Annotated in this window: 15 protein-coding genes; 7 read left to right on the top strand and 8 right to left on the bottom strand. The window is 69.6% G+C overall.

Features of this window, described 5'->3' with window-relative positions; all coding sequences use genetic code 11:
* Positions 1–157 precede the first annotated feature (157 nt).
* Entirely contained in the window at positions 158–478 is a 321-nt protein-coding gene (locus tag OG844_RS15780; RefSeq protein WP_406390816.1) for a hypothetical protein, read from the top strand.
* 89 nt (positions 479–567) lie between these two features.
* The gene (locus tag OG844_RS15775; protein WP_406390814.1) at positions 568–1,572 is read left to right on the top strand and encodes a helix-turn-helix domain-containing protein; all 1,005 of its coding nucleotides are present in this window, start codon (positions 568–570) and stop codon (positions 1,570–1,572) included.
* A gap of 247 nt (positions 1,573–1,819) precedes the next feature.
* Here the strand turns inward: OG844_RS15775 and OG844_RS15770 are convergent, their stop codons facing one another.
* Positions 1,820–2,221, bottom strand: coding sequence for a hypothetical protein (locus OG844_RS15770; RefSeq protein WP_406390813.1), 402 nt, complete (start codon positions 2,219–2,221; stop codon positions 1,820–1,822).
* A gap of 494 nt (positions 2,222–2,715) precedes the next feature.
* Here OG844_RS15770 and OG844_RS15765 point away from each other — a divergent pair, with 494 nt between their 5' ends.
* Positions 2,716–4,896 (top strand): DUF1996 domain-containing protein, encoded by a 2,181-nt coding sequence (locus tag OG844_RS15765; RefSeq protein ID WP_406390811.1) that lies wholly within the window; start codon positions 2,716–2,718, stop codon positions 4,894–4,896.
* 67 nt (positions 4,897–4,963) lie between these two features.
* Here the strand turns inward: OG844_RS15765 and OG844_RS15760 are convergent, their stop codons facing one another.
* The 6 genes from OG844_RS15760 to OG844_RS15735 all read right to left on the bottom strand — a co-directional run bounded on the left by OG844_RS15760 (position 4,964) and on the right by OG844_RS15735 (position 13,794).
* The gene (locus OG844_RS15760) at positions 4,964–7,108 is read right to left on the bottom strand and encodes an alpha-galactosidase (RefSeq protein ID WP_406390809.1); all 2,145 of its coding nucleotides are present in this window, start codon (positions 7,106–7,108) and stop codon (positions 4,964–4,966) included.
* Positions 7,108–9,186 (bottom strand): beta-galactosidase, encoded by a 2,079-nt coding sequence (locus OG844_RS15755; protein ID WP_406390808.1) that lies wholly within the window; start codon positions 9,184–9,186, stop codon positions 7,108–7,110. Before OG844_RS15755 ends, OG844_RS15760 begins: the two co-directional genes overlap by 1 nt.
* Complete coding sequence (locus OG844_RS15750; RefSeq protein WP_406390807.1) at positions 9,186–10,079, bottom strand: carbohydrate ABC transporter permease; 894 nt, start codon at positions 10,077–10,079, stop codon at positions 9,186–9,188. Before OG844_RS15750 ends, OG844_RS15755 begins: the two co-directional genes overlap by 1 nt.
* Complete coding sequence (locus OG844_RS15745) at positions 10,076–10,987, bottom strand: carbohydrate ABC transporter permease (RefSeq protein WP_406390806.1); 912 nt, start codon at positions 10,985–10,987, stop codon at positions 10,076–10,078. The genes OG844_RS15750 and OG844_RS15745 overlap by 4 nt, the downstream gene beginning before the upstream one ends.
* Positions 10,988–11,049: 62 nt before the next feature.
* Positions 11,050–12,429: an ABC transporter substrate-binding protein gene (locus OG844_RS15740; protein WP_406390805.1), complete on the bottom strand. Its 1,380-nt coding sequence runs from the start codon at positions 12,427–12,429 to the stop codon at positions 11,050–11,052.
* 372 nt (positions 12,430–12,801) lie between these two features.
* A complete protein-coding gene (locus OG844_RS15735) occupies positions 12,802–13,794 on the bottom strand; it encodes a LacI family DNA-binding transcriptional regulator (RefSeq protein ID WP_406390804.1) in 993 nt (330 codons plus the stop codon).
* Between the two features lie 489 nt (positions 13,795–14,283).
* Between OG844_RS15735 and OG844_RS15730 the strand changes: the two genes are divergently transcribed.
* The 3 genes from OG844_RS15730 to OG844_RS15720 all read left to right on the top strand — a co-directional run bounded on the left by OG844_RS15730 (position 14,284) and on the right by OG844_RS15720 (position 16,147).
* Positions 14,284–14,769, top strand: a complete 486-nt coding sequence (locus tag OG844_RS15730; RefSeq protein WP_406390803.1) for a hypothetical protein — start codon at positions 14,284–14,286, stop codon at positions 14,767–14,769.
* 374 nt (positions 14,770–15,143) lie between these two features.
* Positions 15,144–15,440, top strand: a complete 297-nt coding sequence (locus tag OG844_RS15725; protein WP_406390802.1) for a GYD domain-containing protein — start codon at positions 15,144–15,146, stop codon at positions 15,438–15,440.
* A gap of 245 nt (positions 15,441–15,685) precedes the next feature.
* Positions 15,686–16,147 carry a hypothetical protein gene (locus tag OG844_RS15720; protein WP_406390801.1) on the top strand — a complete coding sequence of 154 codons (462 nt, stop codon included), beginning with the start codon at positions 15,686–15,688 and terminating at the stop codon, positions 16,145–16,147.
* A 52-nt stretch (positions 16,148–16,199) separates the two neighbouring features.
* Here OG844_RS15720 and OG844_RS15715 read toward each other — a convergent pair whose 3' ends face one another.
* Positions 16,200–16,553 carry a DUF6204 family protein gene (locus tag OG844_RS15715; RefSeq protein ID WP_406390800.1) on the bottom strand — a complete coding sequence of 118 codons (354 nt, stop codon included), beginning with the start codon at positions 16,551–16,553 and terminating at the stop codon, positions 16,200–16,202.
* Positions 16,554–16,618: 65 nt separating this feature from the next.
* On the opposite strand from OG844_RS15715, the gene OG844_RS15710 reads away from it, so the two are divergent.
* On the top strand, positions 16,619–17,515 hold the full coding sequence (locus OG844_RS15710; protein WP_406390798.1) for an arginase family protein: 897 nt from the start codon (positions 16,619–16,621) through the stop codon (positions 17,513–17,515).
* Positions 17,516–17,564: the final 49 nt, after the last annotated feature.

Here is a 17,564-nt window from a genome sequence, read left to right as displayed (position 1 = left end):
GACCGGGGATCTGGCGGTCCGGGGGCGACTCGCCCCTGAACGGCCTTTTGCCCTGCGGATTTCGACGCCCGTCAAACACCGTGGCGCACCGGTTGTCGGCATGGGCACTATGCGTTCGAAAGTCAGTCGGAACGTGGGGCAGGAGAAGGGAACGCACGTGTCCACGACCATCTCGCAGGTGCCACTTCGGCGCCTGAGAACGCTCCCCGCCGCCGGCTGCATCGGCGAGAGCTGCGGACAGCTCGCCCGCCCACAGGCCGCGGCCACCCATGAGTCCAGCACCGGAACAGCCGCCGCGAAGCAGGAGATCGCGGACGTGGACGCGCAGTGGGCCGGTACTGCCGGTCTCGCCCGGACCGTCGAGGGGCTCCGGCGCGGCTACACCAGAGGGCTTCCGGCCGCCCGGGCGAAGGAGCTGGAGGAGCTGGCTGCCCTGCGCACCGAAGCTGTCCGACGATCGGAGGATCTGGTCAACTGAGGTGCTGTCATGCAGTCGGCATGCCGCGCATCCGCTGAAGCACGTCGGGCGCGACCCGCCTCGGTCGCGAACCGCCTTGGGGGGACCACTTGCTCCGGATCCACTTCACCGACGCCGACCTCGCCAGAGTCACGGTCGCGACCAGGCCCGATCCCCTGTGGGAGATCACGGGCAGTCTCCATCGTCTGCAGACCCGCAACGGACGCTGGGCCTATGCCGACTGGCTTCGGGACTTCGGGCCCCGCATCCACGAGGCCGGTCTGTCCCGGGCGTTACGCACCGTGCTGCTGCCACTGTTCGTGCGGGCGGCGTACTTCCCGGACTTTCTCACTCCCGCAGCAGGGGCGGCCGGGCTGACACCGGGGCTGAAGGCCGTCCTGGACGCGCCCGCCAAGCACGTCGAGGGCGAGCTCGACCTGCTGACCCGGAGGGTGATCTCCACACCGCCCGGGCTGCGCCGGTTCGCGGAGCGCGACCAGCGGGAAGACCTGGTCCAGCTGCTGCGCGAGTATCACGACGCTGTGATAGCACCGCACAGCGACCGGATCCTTACAGGTGTGACGACGGATCGGCTGATGCGCAGCCGTGCACTGCTGTCCGGGGGCGTCGCCGGGCTGCTGGACAGCCTGACGCCCAGGATGCGCTGGCGGCCGCCGGTCCTTGAGGTGGACTACCCGGCCGAGGACCGCCACTTCCATCTCGACGGCCGTGGTCTGACCCTCGTGCCCTCCTACTTCTGCTGGAACTATCCGGTCGCCCTTGCGGATCCCTCGCTTCCCCCGGTGCTGATCTACCCGTTGAACCACGAGCCGAGCGCGACGACCAGCCGCCACTGTGAGGACTACCTTCCTCTCGCGGCCTTGATCGGCAGCACCCGCGCCGTGTTGCTGCGCATCGTGGCGAACGGAGCGTCCAGCAGTGAGCTCGCGCGGCTCGCCGGGATTTCCCCGGCGACCGTCACCTTTCACACCCGGGCGCTCCGGGACGCGAAGCTCATCAGCAGTCAACGGCACAGCAGCGTCGTTCTGCATGTCCTGACGCCGTTAGGGGCTGCCCTGCTCAGCGGGACGGTGCCGAACGAGGAGATGGCGTGAATTCGGAATAGGAGCCTGTCGACCGGTGCGACTTTTTGTGAATTCGGGTGTGCGGATATCGCGCTGACGGCGGCCCAGCCGTTCCGGAATCGTGCGACGACCTGAATTGGGAGGTGCGCGGCGGCTCATGCGCCTGCCCTTCCGGAGGCGCGTTTCGCGAGACTCCTTTTCCGTCACCTGACTAAACCCCGAAGGGCCTCGGCGCACGGTGCGCCAGGGCCCTTCGGGAACAACCGGGTGCGTCGGATCAGTAAGCGACGCTCCCGTACTCGTATCCGAGTTGGAACTCCAGGTAGAACTTGGTGCCGTCCTTGACGTCGGTCGCGGCCAGCCCCCAGACACCGCCCGAGATCCAGCGCCAGGCATTGCAGCTTGTGCCGCCGCTGCTGGGCAGGAAGCAGGTGCGCACGTTGTCGCCGTAGTAGGGCTTGACGTTGATGTCGTTGCAGGTGGACGTGGTGGTTACCGAGCCGGACCCGGGCCAGCGGTACGGTGCGGTGCTGGTGCTGGAGAACGACTTGGCGCCGCCCAGGCAGGACTGGACCCCGGTGGGTGCCGCGGTTGCCGTGGCAGTGGTTGCGGCCGTCAGTCCGCCCGCCATCAAGACGACAGCCGCCAGAACTCCGAGACTGCGTGCATGCTTACGCATTCTTTTCCCCTCCCCGCGCCGGAATGGCCCGGCACTGCGTCGACTATAGAGCCCGCACCGACTTCTCGAATAGATGTCCGACGGAACTCCGCGTGAAGCACCGGAAGGTATACGGTTCATCGGAGTCGTGCTTGCCGCGTGATGCGGAACGTGTCGGCCTCGACCGGCTGCAATTCCTCGCCCTCGCGCCGCCGACGGTTCATGCCGTCGACGTAGTGGTTGCCCAAGGTGCTTATCCGAAGGGCCGTCCGATAAATGATCTCCGGGGCCGGTCTTCATCCTGTCGGCCCTTCCGGCGACGAAGGTCTTTGCGATTCTCGGCCTCATGGCCCCAGGGACAGCGCTCGCAGACGACAGCACCGCCCCGCCACAGTGGGCCTCGTCGTTCCGCCGGAGCTCTGAACACCTCACCGCTCGCTTACGTATGAGGGTGCGCACCCGGCTCATGGCCGGGACGGTCACGTCCGACACGGCAGAGGCGCGAGGAGTTCTCGGTGAGCAGGTCCACACGGAAACGATCGAAGAGAGGCAGACGCACGGTCGCAGCCTCGGCCGCGCTCATCCTCGGCGGCGGCGGACTCATCGTTGTCAACACCTACGCCGCGGCCGGCGAGGGCCAAGGCGCCTGGCCCGGGGGGGACACAGGGACCCGGACCCAGGAGGCCGCTTTCGGGGCGGCCACGGTCAGCTGTCCCGAGCTTGCCGACACCCTCACCGAGGTGCCGGAGGCGGCGAGGGCGGAGGTCGACCGTGAACTCGCCACGCTGGACTCCCGGATCACGGACGCCTACCGGCGGTTCGCCGACCGCAGGCAGCGGATCGAGAAGGATCCGCAGGTCCTTGAGAAGGAGGTACTCGGCCCGCTGAGGAGTGAGCGCGCGGCGGGCATCCAGCGGATTGCCTCCGCTGTGGAGAAGGCCGGGGGGACACCTCCCGCCGGGTTCGACGGGCTGGCCTCGTGTTCCGTGAAAGCGGACGAGGCGGACGCGGGTGCCGACGCGGCCGGGACAGGCGGGGAGGGGGCCTCCGACGCTCCGGGCCAGGAGCAGCCCGGGGACAGCGGCGGGCAGGCCGGGGACGGTGGCGGACAGGCCGAGGAAAGTGGCGGACAGGCCGGCAACGGCCCCGCAGCGTCCGACTTCGCCGACATCACCTCCGTCGAGCCGAAGGCGGCCCGGCCGGTCTTCGGCCCCGACGCCTCCCGGGGCACCTTCGTGACCGAGTGCGGTGTGAACGCGAACGGGAAGTTCAACCCTGACAACGTCATCGTCGCGCCCGGCGTGAGCAACGGCGCGCACCACATGCACGATTACGTCGGCAACCAGGCCAACGACGCGTTCGCGAGCGACGACGACCTCGCCGCCGGTGCGACGACCTGCCGCGACCAGGGTGACCGCTCCACGTACTACTGGCCCGTGCTGCGGCTGCAGGACGGGCAGGAGGAGAAGGACGCCAAGGCGGGTGGTGGTGGAGCCGACCTGAACGTCGGCAAGATCCTCACTCCGTCGCAGGTCACCCTGACGTTCGTCGGCAGCCCGGCCGGCCGGGTGACGGCCATGCCGCGCTTCCTGCGGATCATCACGGGGGACGCCAAGGCGTTCGTCAACGGCGACAAGAACGTGAACGCCTCATGGAGCTGCACCGGTTCGGAGGACCGGCAGCTGCGCGACAAGTACCCGATCTGCCCGGCCGGCAGCCAGGTCGTACGCACCTTCGCGTTCCAGAGCTGCTGGGACGGCCGGAACACGGACAGTGCGAACCACCGGACCCATGTGGCGTTCGCGGACGGCAACGGCGCCTGCCCGGAGGGGTTCCGGGCGATCCCGCAGCTGGTGCAGCGGATCGTCTACAACGTGCCGCCTCCGGTCTTCGACGGTGAGAGGCCCGTGGTCTTCGCGCTGGACTCGTTCCCCGAGCAGCTGCACAAGCCGGTGACGGATCACGGCGACTTCATCAACGTCTTCGACGAGACGCTGATGGCAGAGCTCGTCGGCTGCCTCAACGAGGGCCGGAAGTGCGGCGCCGGCGACGGCAACGACGAGGGTGGGGCCGCCCCGGGAGCCGGAGCCGGCGATCCAGGCAAGGGCGAACCCGACCGGCCGGGCGGTGAGGACGGTCCGGAGCGGCCGGAGGGTGAGAAGGAGCCCGGCCCTCAGAAACCGCCGCCCGCCGACGCGCCGGCAGCGCAGCCCACTGCCGATGCACCGGCAGCGCGGCCCACCACGGACGCACCGGCAGCGCGGCCCACCGCCGACAAGCCGGCCGGGCGGCCCACCGCCGACGGAGCGAAGGCCGAGCGGCCCACCGCCGACGAAGCGAAGGCCGAGCGGCCCGGGCCGCCGCGGGGAAAGAGCACCGAGGCGCCCGCGCTTCCGTCCGGCGAGGGTGTCGAGCCCTCCCCTGCGCGAAGTGCCCCCGCCCGGGACGTGACACCCGAGGCGGCCCCCGACGCGGGAGAGAGGACCGCCGCCCCTGCGCCGAAGAGCGCGTCGAGCGCCCCGGTCACCGGTGGCGTGGTCCAGAACGCCGGCTCCGCGCCGCAGGCGGGAGGCAAGGGTGCACTGGCTTCCACCGGCGCCCAGTGGTGGCCCTCCGCCGCCGGAGCGGTCCTGCTGATCGTCGGCGTCCTGCTCTTCCGGGCGCGGCCGCGACGGCAGGCCACCCGAGGTCGATGAGACCGGCCCCGCTCGCGCCTTCCCGGGCACGAGCGGGGCAGGGCCCGGACACCTGGACCGCTCGCCTTCACCCCGTCCGGCGCAGAATCAGCATCCGGCTCGCGTACCCACCGGGCGGCAGCTCCGCCGGCACCCCGTACGCGGCCAGCGCGGAGCCCCTGTGCTCCGTCCCCGGCGGGAGCGCCCCGCTGTCGTCGTCGACGCTGTACACCGCATCCGGATCGAGACCGAGCAGCCGTAGGCGGGGCACGGCCGAGCGTTCCGCCGGTCCCACCCGCCACTGGAGGACCACGCACTCGCCGCCGTCACGCGCCACGTACTGCACGGCGTGAGAACGGTCCGCCGGGGAGCCCAGGCGGTACAGGTCGCCGGTCTGGATCGTGGACCGCACCTCCTTGTAGAGGGCGACGTACGCGGCCGTCTCGTCCAGTTCCGCCTGCGGCCAGCGCGTCAGGTCGCCGCCGATGCCGAGCGCCCCGGCCATCGCGCTGTGCAGGCGGAACCGCAGGGGCACGGCCCGCCGGGTGTACGGGTTCGGGCTGTCCGTCACCCAGGCGCCCATCACCTGCGCGGGATAGAGCTGCGCGAAGCCGTACTGGATGGTCAGCCGGTCCACCGCGTCCGTGTTGTCCGAGGTCCACGCCTGGTCGGTACGGGCCAGGCTCGCCAGGTCGACCCGTCCGCCGCCGCCCGAGCAGGTCTCGATCCGCAGGGCAGGACGTGCGGCGCGCAGCCGATCGAGGACACGGTGGGCGCCGAGGGCGTGCTCGACGAAGACCCTGCGTCCGTCGGGGCGGCGGGCCGCGGAACCCGCCTCCGTGAAGGACCGGTTGAAGTCCCACTTGAGGAAGTCGACATCGAACCCGTCGACCGTGCGGAGCAACCAGTCGTACGCCCAGTCGGTGACCTCGGGCCGCGAGAAGTCGAGCACCAGCTGGTTCCGCAGGGGGTGGGCGGTGCGGTCGGGCAGATGCAGGACCCACTCCGGCCGTTCGCGGAACAGATCGCTGACGGGATTGACCATCTCCGGTTCCACCCACAGCCCGAACCGCATACCGAGTCCGTGGACGTGGTCGGCCAGCGGGCGCAGCCCATCGGGGAAGGCGGCGGGCCGGGGGGTCCAGTCCCCCAGCCCCGCACGGTCGTTGTCACGGGCACCGAACCAGCCGTCGTCGACGACGAACAGTTCGGCGCCGGTCTGCGCGGCCAGATCGGCCAGTTTCCGTTGCCCCTCGAAGGAGACGTCGAAGGCCGTCGCCTCCCAGGAGTTGTACAGCACGGGCCGCGTTTCCCCGGGTGCGGGCAGGACCTGGTCCCGCACGTAGGCGTGGTGGGCCCGGGACGCCCCGCCGAATCCGCCCGGCGTGTACTGCCCCGTGCTCACCGGAGTCGTCCAGGTCTCGCCCGGTGCGAGGGAGATCTCCACGCCCTCGTGGCCGCTGCCGCCCAGCACGCTGCACCGGCCGTCCGCGGACCGCACCGCCGTCATCCGCCAGCTCCCCGCGGTGGCGAGGGCGACGGTCCACACCTCGCCGCTCTCCTCGGTCGCGTCCCCGGCGTCGAGGGCGAGCCAGGGGTTGCTCTGGTGGCCGGTGTGGCCGCGCCTGCTGGTGAGAGTCGTCTCGCCGACGGCGAGGGGGGTCCTCAGCAGGTGGAACTCGTCCGCCCACTGCCCGTGCACGGAGCTCATCCGGTACGCCCGGAGGACGGGCAGGTTCCACTGCGCGGCGGAGTGCCGCACCAGCGACAGCGGCGGCTCCCCGCGTGCCCCGGTGTGCTGAAGTTCGGTCCACCGTTCGATCACCGGGCAGTCCTGGCGGACCCGGTAGTGAAGGTGCCACCCGAGCGGGCGGCCGGCGTCGCGGAGGCTGACGGACAACATCGCGCTGTCACCGTCCTCCCGGACCTCGTAGCCGTCCACGACGGGTTCGGTCGCACTGGTGCCGTCCGCGTACCGCACGTCCAGGGCAGGCGGGGCGAACCGCACCTGTCCGTCGACGGCCAGCTCCTCCGTACCGTCGAGCGGGCTGTCGAAACTGCTCCCTGCGGAATCGGCTTCCCGAAGGACGAGGGCGTCCTCCAGGGCGAGGGGCGCTCCCCAGTGCAGCAGGCGGACGGTCCCGGCGGACGCGTCGACCCGCAGCACGTAGCCGGTGTCGGCGGCGCGCAGGAGTACGGTCCCGGAGGGTCGGTCGATCTCGACGAGAGACATCAGCGGTCCTCTTCCCGGTGTCGTACGGCCCGTTCCCGTACAGGTTGTTCCCGCAGGACCACGACATCCCCCGCCGGGACGCTCGCGCAACCCGGCAGCGCCGAACCGTCGAGCCGCGTACGGCCGTCGACGGGGATGGTCACCTCGCCGTCCGTGTGGTTGACGAGGAAGAGGTACGACCGGTCGCCTGCGCTGCGGCGTACGGCTTCGACGCCGGGGGGAACGGCGGCCACCGGGGCGGCCCCGGCCTCCCGGCACACGGAGGCCAGCAGGTCGCGCAGGGAACGCGCGGGCAGGGCCGCCGCCACGTACCAGCCGGCACCGGCACCGTAGGAGTGCCGGGTCACGGCGGGGCCGCCGCGGGCAGGGCCCCCGTCCGGGCCGGCCGCGAACCGTAGCCGGGCGGTGCATCCGCGCGACTCGACCCGCTCGGTCCACAGCAGCGCGCGGCCGCCGTCTGACAGCAGGGCCGACTCGCCCTCCCGCAGGGGGACGTACTCGTCGACGACGAGACCGAGGAGGTCCCGGAACGCGCCGGGGTGTCCGCCGGTCCGCACCCGGTCGTACGCGTCGACGGCGCCGCTGAACGGGCCGAGCACGACGTGGCCCCCGCCCCGCACGTAGGCGTGCAGGGCGTCCGCGTCCGCGTCGGACACCAGATAGAGGCTGGGCGCGACGACGGCCCGGTACGGGGTGAGGTCGGCGTCGGGCGCCACAAGGTCGCAGGTGACGCCGAGATCCCACAGGGCCCGGTACCAGTCCCTGACCGTGTCCAGGTAGCGCAGGCGCTCGGAGGGGCGGGCTCCGAGTTCCAGGGCCCACCAGGTGTGCCAGTCGAAGAGCAGTGCCACGTCCGCCTGCACCTGGGTGCCGCATACCTCGGCCAGGGTGGCGAGTTCGGCGCCGAGGGCGGTGACCTCGGCCCAGGTGCGGGTTCCGGTGCCGCCGTGCGGAAGCATCGCGGAGTGCCACTTCTCCGCACCCGCCCGGGACTGCCGCCACTGGAAGAACATGATGCCGTCGGCGCCGCGGGCCAGGTGGGTGAGGCTGTTGCGGCGCATCTCCCCGGGCGCCTTGGGCACGTTGACGGGCTGCCAGTTGACCGCGGACGTGGAGTGTTCCATGAGAAGCCACGGGCGGCCGCCGGCCATGCCGCGGGCGAGGTCGGCGTTGAGCGCCAGGTCGACGTGGTTGCCGGGATCGGCCGCGACGAGATAGTGGTCGATGGAGACGATGTCGGAATGCCGGGCGAAGGCGTGCCCGTCGACCTTCTTCTCCAGGGTGCCCAACAGGTTGGTCGTGATCGGGATGCCGGGCGCCAGGTCACGCAGGAGCGCACTCTCCGCCCGGTGCCGGGTGAGCAGGGCGTCGGAGGAGAAGCGCCGGTAGTCGAGTTCCTGGCCCGGGTTGCGGAAGGCGGTGGTGTCGCGCGGCGGGTCGATCTCGTCCCAGTCGCCGTAGCGTTGGCCCCAGAAGTCGGTACCCCAGACGTCGTTGACCCGGGCCAGGGTGGTGTACCGGTCGCGCAGCCAGTCGCGGAAGGCAGCGGCACTGGTGTCGCAGTAGCAGAGGGCGTTGTGGTTGCCCCACTCGTTGTGCACGTGCCACATGGTGACGGCCGGGTGGGCGGCGTACCGGGTCGCCAGCGCGGCGACGACGGCGTCGGCCGCCCGGGCGTAGTCCGGACTGCTGGGGCAGAACGCCTGCCGGCTGCCGTGGGTGAGGCGGGTGCCGGACGCGTTCTGCGGGAGCGAGGCGGGGTGCGCCTTGCTGAACCAGGGCGGGGGAGCGGCGGTGGGGGTGGCGAGGTCGACGGCGATGCCGTTGTCGTGCAGCAGGTCAAGGACCGTGTCGAGCAGCGACCAGTCGTAGGAGCCCGCGCGGGGTTCGAGGCGGGACCAGGAGAACACCCCGAGGGTGACGAGGTTGACCCCCGCGTCGCGCATGAGGCGCACGTCCTCGTGCCAGACCTCCCCGGGCCACTGCTCCGGGTTGTAGTCGCCTCCGTAGGCGATGCCGCCGAGCCGCTCGGAGAGTGCGTCCAGGGGGCCGGTCGGAACGCTTTTCGGGGAGGTCACTACTTCACCGCCCCGGCAGCCAGGCCCGCACGCCAGTAGCGCTGGAGCAGGAGGAACGTGATCACGATCGGCACGACCGAGACGAGCGCGCCGACCAGGGTCAGCGTCTGGAGCTCGGGCATCCGGCTGGTCTGCGACTGCCAGGTGAACAGGCCCAGGGTGACCGGGTAGAGACGCTCGTCCTGGAGCATGATCAGCGGCAGCAGGAAGTTGTTCCAGATGACGACGAACTGGAAGAGGAAGACGGTCACCAGGGCGGGCGACATCATGCGTAGCGCGATGCTGCGGAAGATGCGCCACTCGCCGGCGCCGTCGATGCGGGCCGCCTCGATGACCTCCTCGGGTATGGAGGCGGTGGCGAAGATCCGCGAGAGGTAGACGCCGAACGGGCTGACGACGCTGGGCAGGAACACCGACCAGAAGGTGTTGGTGGCGTCTGCCTCGGCGAAGAGCAGGAACAGTGGCAGCGCGAGTGCGGTGGCGGGCACCAGTACGCCGCCGAGGATCACCGAGAAGACCGCCTCACGGCCCTTGAACCGGTAGACGGCCAGCGCGTATCCGGCCATGGCGGCGAGCAGTGTGCCGACTGCCGCCCCGGCCCCTGCGTACGCGAGGCTGTTGACGAGCCAGCGTGCGTACACCCCGTCCTGCTGGGCGAAGAGCGAGCTGAGGTTCTCGCCCAGGTGCCAGTCGGCGGGGAGCAGGCCGGGCGTGCTGACCAGGTCGCTCTGGCTCTTGGTGGCGGAGACGAGCAGCCAGTAGACCGGCAGCAGCATGTAGCCGGCGACCAGCGCCATGAACACGAACACCGGCACGGTCGACAGGCCGGGGATGCGGCGCGGGCGTACGGGCGCGGGGGCGTGCGCACCGTCGGTACGGGTGAGGAGGGTCATCCCTGCCTCCTGGCAGTGAAACGGAGAAACACGAAGGACAGCACGAAGGTGGCCACGGCGAGCAGAACCGACAGCGCGGCGGCCTCGCTGTAGCGGTCGCCCGCCGCGAGCGAGTACGCGGCCAGGTTCGGGGTGTACGTGCTGGTCACGCTGGTGGAGATGGCACGGAACACCTGCGGCTCGGTGAACAGCTGGAACGTGCCGATGAGGGAGAAGACGCCCGTCAGTACGAGCGCCGGCCGAATGACCGGCACCTTGATGCGGAGGGCGATCGTCCACGGCCCGGCCCCGTCCACCCGCGCGGCCTCGCTGAGATCGGCGGGCACGGCCTGCAGCGCCGCGTACATGATCAGCATGTTGTAGCCGGTGTAGGTCCAGGTGACGACGTTGCCGATTGACCACAGCATGGCGTCGGGGCCCAGGAGGTCGACGTCGATGTGCGCCGAACGGAGCAGGTCGACGACGGGGGAGAGGCGCGGGTCGTAGAGGAATGCCCACATCAGGGCGGCCACGACGCCGGGGATGCCGTACGGGACGAAGTAGACGAGGCGGAAGAACCGCTTGAGGCGGGCCACCGCCGAATCGAGCAGAAGGGCGAGGGCGAGGGCGAGCGCGATCATGACCGGGATCTGCACCAGCGCGAAGAGCGCCACGCGCAGCAGGCTGTCCACGAAGAACGGCTCGGACACCACGTCGCCGTACTGCTCGAACCCGGCGAAGACCGTCTCGGTGCGGCCGAAGGTGCCACCCGTGCGCTCGGTCCTGTGCAGGCTCTGCCAGAACGCGTAGCCGACCGGCACGAGCGTGAAGAACACGAAGGGAATCAGGAAAGGGGCGAGGAACGCGAGTGGTGCGAGGGTGTGGCGGTGGCGGCGGGGCGCCGCCACCGGGGTGCGGGTGGTCGTCACGGGTGACCTTCGGGTTGGGCCGTACCGGCGGAGCGGAAGCGGGAGAAGACCGGCCGGAGGGGTCAGTCCGTCACGTCCAGCGCCTGCTTGCGCAGCGACTCGACGCTCTGGGAGTCGGTGTCCTTCAGTACGTCGGCGAGCGTGCTGCCGCCCCCGGTGGCCTTCGCGGTGCCGTCACTGAGGAAGCGGTAGGTGTCGGTCATGGTCGGACCCCAGGTGAAATCGGTGTCGACGTTCGCCGATGCCTCCGAGAAGACGTCGAAGATCTTCTGCTTGCCGTAGAAGTCGACCGGCTGCTGCAGTGCCGGCAGTTCCAGACCGGCCGTGGCCGCGGGGTAGAGGCCGCCCTCCCGGTTGAGTATCTCCAGCGCCTTCGCGTCGGTGTTCAGCCACAGCGCGAACTTCGCCGCCTCGGCCGGGTGCTTGCTGCCCGCGAGGACGGCGGTGGTCGAACCGCCCCAGTTGCCTGCCTGCTTCTGGCCCTTCTCCCACTGCGGCATGGGGGCGACGGCCCACTTGCCGGAGGTGGACTTCGCGTTGTCCCGAATGGTGCTGTAGCCCCAGGCGGCACTGATCCAGGTGACGACCTCACCGTCGTTCCACGACTTGTACAGGGCGGGTGAGAAACCCTGGAGGTCGGTGGCGACGAGCTCGTCGTCGATGAGCTTCTGCCAGTAGTCGGCCACCTGGCGGCTCTCGGGCCGATCGATGCTGACCTTCCACGTGTCTCCGTCGCGCTCGAACATGGGGGCCTTGTTCTGCCACAGCAGCCCGGTGAACCAGTTCGGGTCGGTCTGTGAGAAGTGGGTGATGTACTGCCCCTTCTTCGCCGCCTTGATCTTCCGGGCGGCGGCCTCGTACTCCTCCCAGGTCGTCGGCGCGGCCAGGCCGAGCTTGTCGAAGACGTCCTTGCGGTAGAAGAGCGCCATCGGACCGGTGTCCTGGGGCACCGCCCAGACGCCGTCCTTGCCGTCGGCCCCGAAGTCCACCTGCGACCAGGTCCAGTCGACGAACTTCGATCCGGCCTCCGTGACGCCGCCGCACTTCGCGATGTCCGTCAGGCCGCCCTTGAGGCGGAAGCTGGCCAGTGAGTCGTACTCGATCTGCCCGAGGTCGGGGGCCTTGTCGGCCTTCAGAGCGTTGGACAGGTTCTGGTACGTGCCCGCGTTGCCGGACGGCGTCGTCTTGAGTGTGACCTGGACATCGGGATTCTCGCTGTTCCAGAGGTCGACGGCCTTCTGCATGCCGGGTACCCAGGACCAGTAGTCGAGCGTGACCTTGCCGGAAGCGGGCTCGCACGCGGAGCCCGCCGAGTCCGTGCTGTCGTCCGCGCCGCCGCCGCACGCGGTCAGCGCCGCGAGGGTGAGAACCACGCCCCCGGCCAAGCTGCGCCGGACGAGGGAGCCGCGCCGGGCGACCGGGCCGTGCTTAAGAACTGCCATGAGAGTGCTCTCCTTTGAGCCGACGCTGTCACGCCTGAGTGAGGCAATGGCGGCTACCTTCACAACAGAGATCAACAGAAGTCAACAGTTGTGGTGAACTTTGGTGTCCACCGCGACCGTTTCGTAATGCGGAAGAGTGTGGTGCTGTTGCCCTCGAACGTGCTTTGAGCTGCGAATATGGTGGTGGGAGCGATCCCGTGAGTCTTCGCGGAGAAGGTGACGTAATCGATTACGTAGCGGGCCGGTTCCGGGCGATGATCGCGCCGTCCGGTGGGGCGGGGGAGCGTGCTGCTCACCGCCGTGAGTGCCGCGAGAGGGGCGGGCCGACGGGCCGGCGGACATCCCGGCGGGTGGGTCGGCGGACGAGCCGGTTCAGACGGTCCCGCGCGAGACGAACTCCGCCTTCACGTGCACGGTCTTCCGCGCGACGCGTCCGTCGAGGCGCTCGATGAGTAGCCGCGCAGCGGCCTTTCCCACGTCGACCGCCGGATATCTGACCGTGGTCAGACGCGGACGCACCAGCGATGCGAACGACGCGTCGTCGTGGCCGATCAGCGCCACATCGCCGGGGATGCCGACGCCGAGTTCCTCCGCCTTGTCCATCGCGCCGATCGCGACCGCATCGTTCGCACAGAAGACCGCGTCCGGGCGGTGCTTCATGCGCATCAGGTGCCCGAACCCCGTCGCGCCGGCCTCCCGGGTGTGCTCACCGCGCACGACCAGTCGGCCGGGGAGCGTGGTGCCGAACTGGACGGCCAGGGTCCGCAGCAGTTCCATCCGGGGGTCGCCGCCGGTGGCGTCCCGCGGGCCGGCGATCATGGCGATCCGCCGGCGTCCGGCGCCCGTCACCTCCGTCAGCGCCGCGCGCATGGCGGCCCGCGCGTCCGGCGTCACCAGGTCTGTCTCCCCGAAACGCAGGTCGGCGCTGACGACCGCCGGGATACCTGCCTCCGACAGCGTCAGGAAGTCCTTCGCCACCAGCCGGAACGGGGTGATCACGACCCCCGCGAACCGCTGCTGGACCGCCTCCCGCAGGAACGCCCGCTCCTCGTCCCGGTCCGCCTTCGTGTCACAGACCATGACGTGCAGACCGAGCGTCCGCAGCTCCTCCTGGAGGGAGGCCGCGAGCTGGGCGTAGAAGGGGTTGGACAGGTCGGGGACGACCAGTGCCACGATGCTGGAACGCCCGGTCCGCAGGCTCCGAGCCACCGTGTTGACGGTGAAGCCCAGATCGGCGATGGCTGCTTCGACCACCCGCCGGGTCTCGTCCGCGACGGCTCGCTTGCCGGAGAGGACGTAGGACACGGTCGCCGTCGACACCCCGGCCGCACGGGCGACATCGGCCATGGTGACCCGAACTGCCAACGCACACGCTCCCTCCGTACGGTTCGTCACCATACTTCACACCGCGACACCGCAGCTCACGTGCCCGTTCCGCGGTCCGGGCCGGGTGCGAGGGCCTCGCAACCGCACGGGGCGGGGGTGCGTGGTGTCATCCGAGGGGGAATCGGGAGCACCTCTGTCGGGCGTTGCCCGGGTGGTGTGCCGGGTATCGGCTCGTCAGTGTGTGGCTGCTGCGCGACTCGGACGCGCCGGATGGCTGCGCTGCATGCTGGGTACGGCAGCGGATGGAGTCGAGCAACTGCACACCGGCCTGGTCGAGCCGCCGCCTGGGAGGCCTGCCGCACCGTGCTCATGCGCGCAGTCCGACGAAGGAGTTGAACATGTTCATTACTGCTGACAGGATGATGAGCACAGGCTCGACGACTCATCGAACCGCCATTGTTTTGGTGCCGCGACGGGGGCAGGCTCGTGGAGATCAGATCACCGGGCCTGCTGCCAAGGTGCCGAGCCGTGAGTGCTGTCGCCTGCCTGCTCGCATTGGTGGGATGCAATCCACACATGTACGACGAGGTACCCGCGCTGCGTGACGCGAAGCGGGCGGACATTGCGGGTTCGTGGCACTCCGTCGACCACACCGAGATCACTCTCCGCCCTGACGGAGAAGCCGTCATTCACCTCCTGGACGGGCAGGAGTTCGACTTCGACGACAGGTGGCGACTGTCGGGCACAGGAACGTGGGAGTTGACCGGCAAGCGCATGGGATGGAACGACGGTCAGCATGTCCGGGTGGCTCTCACCTCGCGCACGGCATCGACCACTCGCGCATCGGATCCGACCGAGCCGCTCACCGAGCAGACCGAACGCCCCTCGGCGCCTCAGGTCTACACGTGGACGTTCGAGTTGCGGCGCGACAACAGGGAAGACCTGGAGCTCTACTTCTTCTTCGGCGACCCTGACTCCCGCAGTACGTACGTCCTGCAGAGAAAGCAGCCGTAAGGCTGGGCGCCTGGCCGGCTGCAGGGCTTGAACCGGTGGCCTCTTCAGAAGCCACATGCCGCCGGCGATCGCGCGAGACAGGCCGCGGTAGCCGCGGCGAGCCGCCGCCGTCGTCCTGGGCGCGGCAGCGACGAGAACACGCCTCCAGAAGTGGGTTTCCGAGCACCGGAGGAAAGCATGTCAGAACCCTGGGACTGCGACGTGCCGGACCGACCGTGGCAGGCAGCCCGTCTCCGTTGCCTCCGACACCCCTGCGGAGTGAAGAGCAGCACTGACCGCGCGCATTGCTCGTTCGGGTGCACATCTCGTGCAGCTTCCAGACCAGATGTCCATGCTTGGTCTCACACCATGTTTCCTCGTGGAGGTGCAAGAACATGCCGACGTACGTCGCCCTGCTGAACTGGACCGATCAAGGGGTCCGAAACTACAAGGACACCGCAAAGCGCTCCGAGGCCTTCAGGTCAGCGGCACACAAGCTCGGTGCGAAGCTCCTGAGTATCTACTGGACCGTCGGTCCGTACGACCTCGTGGCCGTCGTCGAGGCGCCCGACGACGAAACTGCCACGGCTGCACTCCTGCAACTTGGTGGTGTGGGCAATATTCGTTCCACCACTCTGCGGGCCTTCGGCGCAGAGGAGATGGAGGGCATCATCGCCAAGGCGACTGGCTGACGACCAAGGTCGTCGTTTCTCTCACTCCAGTTGCGCGACCGGCGTAGCCGGGGAGTGCGCGTCGAGCGGAGCGAGGAGCCTTGATGAAGTGGAGCAAGTTCTACCGCATGCGTCAGGTGGACGAGTGGTCTCGATGTGCCCGATCGCCTCTCCGACGCGGGATCCGGCAGCCATCTCAGCCCCGCCCCATGACCTGATCTGCCACCGCCTGCGGCGAAGCACAGCCGGCGTGACAGCATGCGGCAATGGCCTTCAGACACCCCGACGGCGACTACGCGATCACCACGATGTACTCCGTGCCCGATGACGCCTGGTATCTGGAACTGGACCTCGTGGCCGAGAATCGGAATCTCGTGATCGCGATCGTCCCCGACGAGGATCCGGGACGGAAGCCGACAGTGTGCTTCAACCCTCACGGAGGGCACGTGGACCTCCCGTACGAGGTCATGACGTGGTTCATGCACCAAGTCGATGAAGAAGTCCGCACCTCCCGTGCCTGGATGCGGCTGAGGCCCGATCTCGTCGAGATCATCCACCGACTCCGTCAGGAGCACATGGGTGCCATCGACGATGACACCTTTCGGCAGGTCCTACCGGAGGTGCGCGCCACGGTCCCCGAGGCAGACCTCCCCGCCGTTCTCGAAGCAGCCTTCGGGCGGAGACCTGACGGCACCACCATGGACCAACCGCGAGCGCCCGATCTGTAGAAGTTCAAGGAGACACCTGGGGTTGTCGCTGAGCCGGCCCGGGAGCGAACCGTCACGCCGCCCCCGGACCCCGCCGCCCCTTGTAGTTGATCTTCATCGTGTCCATGTCCGTCGCGGTGGAGCGCAGCACCCCGTGGCCGTGGCCCCGCTCCGCGAGTTGCGTCTGCGCACGGTCCTCGGCGATCGCCACCGCCATCTCCTCGCCGTCCGCGGCATCCGAGACGACCACGTAGCGGAAGCTGAAGTGCTTCAGGGCGGAGTCGTAGGTGAGGGTGCCCTCCTCGGTGAACTGCATCCCCGTCAGCCCGTGGTCCGACGCCTCGGACAGCAACCGTTCCCGGTCCGTGTCCGTCAGCTCCTCCCAGGTGCCCCGCACGATCACCCGGTACGTGTGCTGCGTGTCCATCGTCCTGCCTGCCCTCTGCTGGAAAACCGTTGAGGACGAAGGCTACGGCGGTCAGGATGGAGCGCATGCGGAATATCGTGGTCCTGGACGCCCCTTCCAACCTGGGGCTCCGGCCTCCGGCGCCGGGCACCGTCCCCGGCTGCTACAAACTGGCCGGCGCGTTGCGTGAGCAGCGGATCGTGCAGCGGCTCGGGGCGTTCGAGGGCGGTGTCGTCGTACCTCCGCGTTACGACCTCGGTGACTGGCAGGAGGGCGACGGGGTCTTCAACGCGGCGGCCATCGCCGGCTACACCCGCACCCTCGCCGACCGTATCGAGGGCCACGTGAGAGCCGGTGAGTTCCCGCTCGTGCTCGGGGGCGACTGCTCCATCCAGCTGGGCGCGACCCTCGCCCTGCGCCGCATCGGGCGGTACGGACTCGCCGCTGTCGACGGCTCCGCGGACTTCCGTCACCCGGGCAACAGCACCCGGATCGGCGCCGCGGCCGGGGAGGAACTGGCCCTCGCCACCGGGCGCGGGCAGGCAGACCTCAGCGACCTGGAAGGGCTCGGACCTTATCTCAGGGACGAGGACATCCGGCTCTTCGGAATGCGCGACCACGACGAGGACCGGGCCGAGATGACCGCGCTGAAGATCTCCAACGCCACGGTCGGGGAGCTCCGGCAATGGGGCGTCGAAGAACTCGCGAACGGCGTGCTGCAGACCCTGGAGATCCCCCTCCTCGACGGCTTCTGGGTGCACCTCGACGCCGATGTGCTCGATCCGGGCGTGATGCCCGCCGTCGACAGCCCCGACGAGGGCGGGCTGTTCCCCGACGAGCTCGGGACGCTGCTCCGGATCCTGGTCCGCTCGCCGCGCTGCGCCGGGCTCAACGTCACCGTCTACGACCCGGATCTGGACCCCGACGCCACCGCGGGCGCCCTGCTCACCGACCTTGTCGTCGCCGCCTTTGCCGAAGACTGACACCTCGACCCCCTGGCCGGGGCGCCGTCCAGCGTGTTCCATGGTCATC

It is taken from the genome of Streptomyces sp. NBC_00887 (genome assembly GCF_045207585.1).
This window is presented reverse-complemented; position numbering and strand designations above follow the sequence as displayed.

What these genes read in the sequence shown, in the direction of transcription:
- OG844_RS15770 (WP_406390813.1), bottom strand. Translation starts at nt 2,221, where the DNA reads ATGCGTAAGCATGCACGCAGTCTCGGAGTTCTGGCGGCTGTCGTCTTG.
- OG844_RS15760 (WP_406390809.1), bottom strand. Translation starts at nt 7,108, where the DNA reads ATGTCTCTCGTCGAGATCGACCGACCCTCCGGGACCGTACTCCTGCGC.
- OG844_RS15750 (WP_406390807.1), bottom strand. Translation starts at nt 10,079, where the DNA reads ATGACCCTCCTCACCCGTACCGACGGTGCGCACGCCCCCGCGCCCGTA.
- OG844_RS15740 (WP_406390805.1), bottom strand. Translation starts at nt 12,429, where the DNA reads ATGGCAGTTCTTAAGCACGGCCCGGTCGCCCGGCGCGGCTCCCTCGTC.
- OG844_RS15725 (WP_406390802.1), top strand. Translation starts at nt 15,144, where the DNA reads ATGCCGACGTACGTCGCCCTGCTGAACTGGACCGATCAAGGGGTCCGA.
- OG844_RS15720 (WP_406390801.1), top strand. Translation starts at nt 15,686, where the DNA reads ATGGCCTTCAGACACCCCGACGGCGACTACGCGATCACCACGATGTAC.
- OG844_RS15715 (WP_406390800.1), bottom strand. Translation starts at nt 16,553, where the DNA reads ATGGACACGCAGCACACGTACCGGGTGATCGTGCGGGGCACCTGGGAG.
- OG844_RS15710 (WP_406390798.1), top strand. Translation starts at nt 16,619, where the DNA reads ATGCGGAATATCGTGGTCCTGGACGCCCCTTCCAACCTGGGGCTCCGG.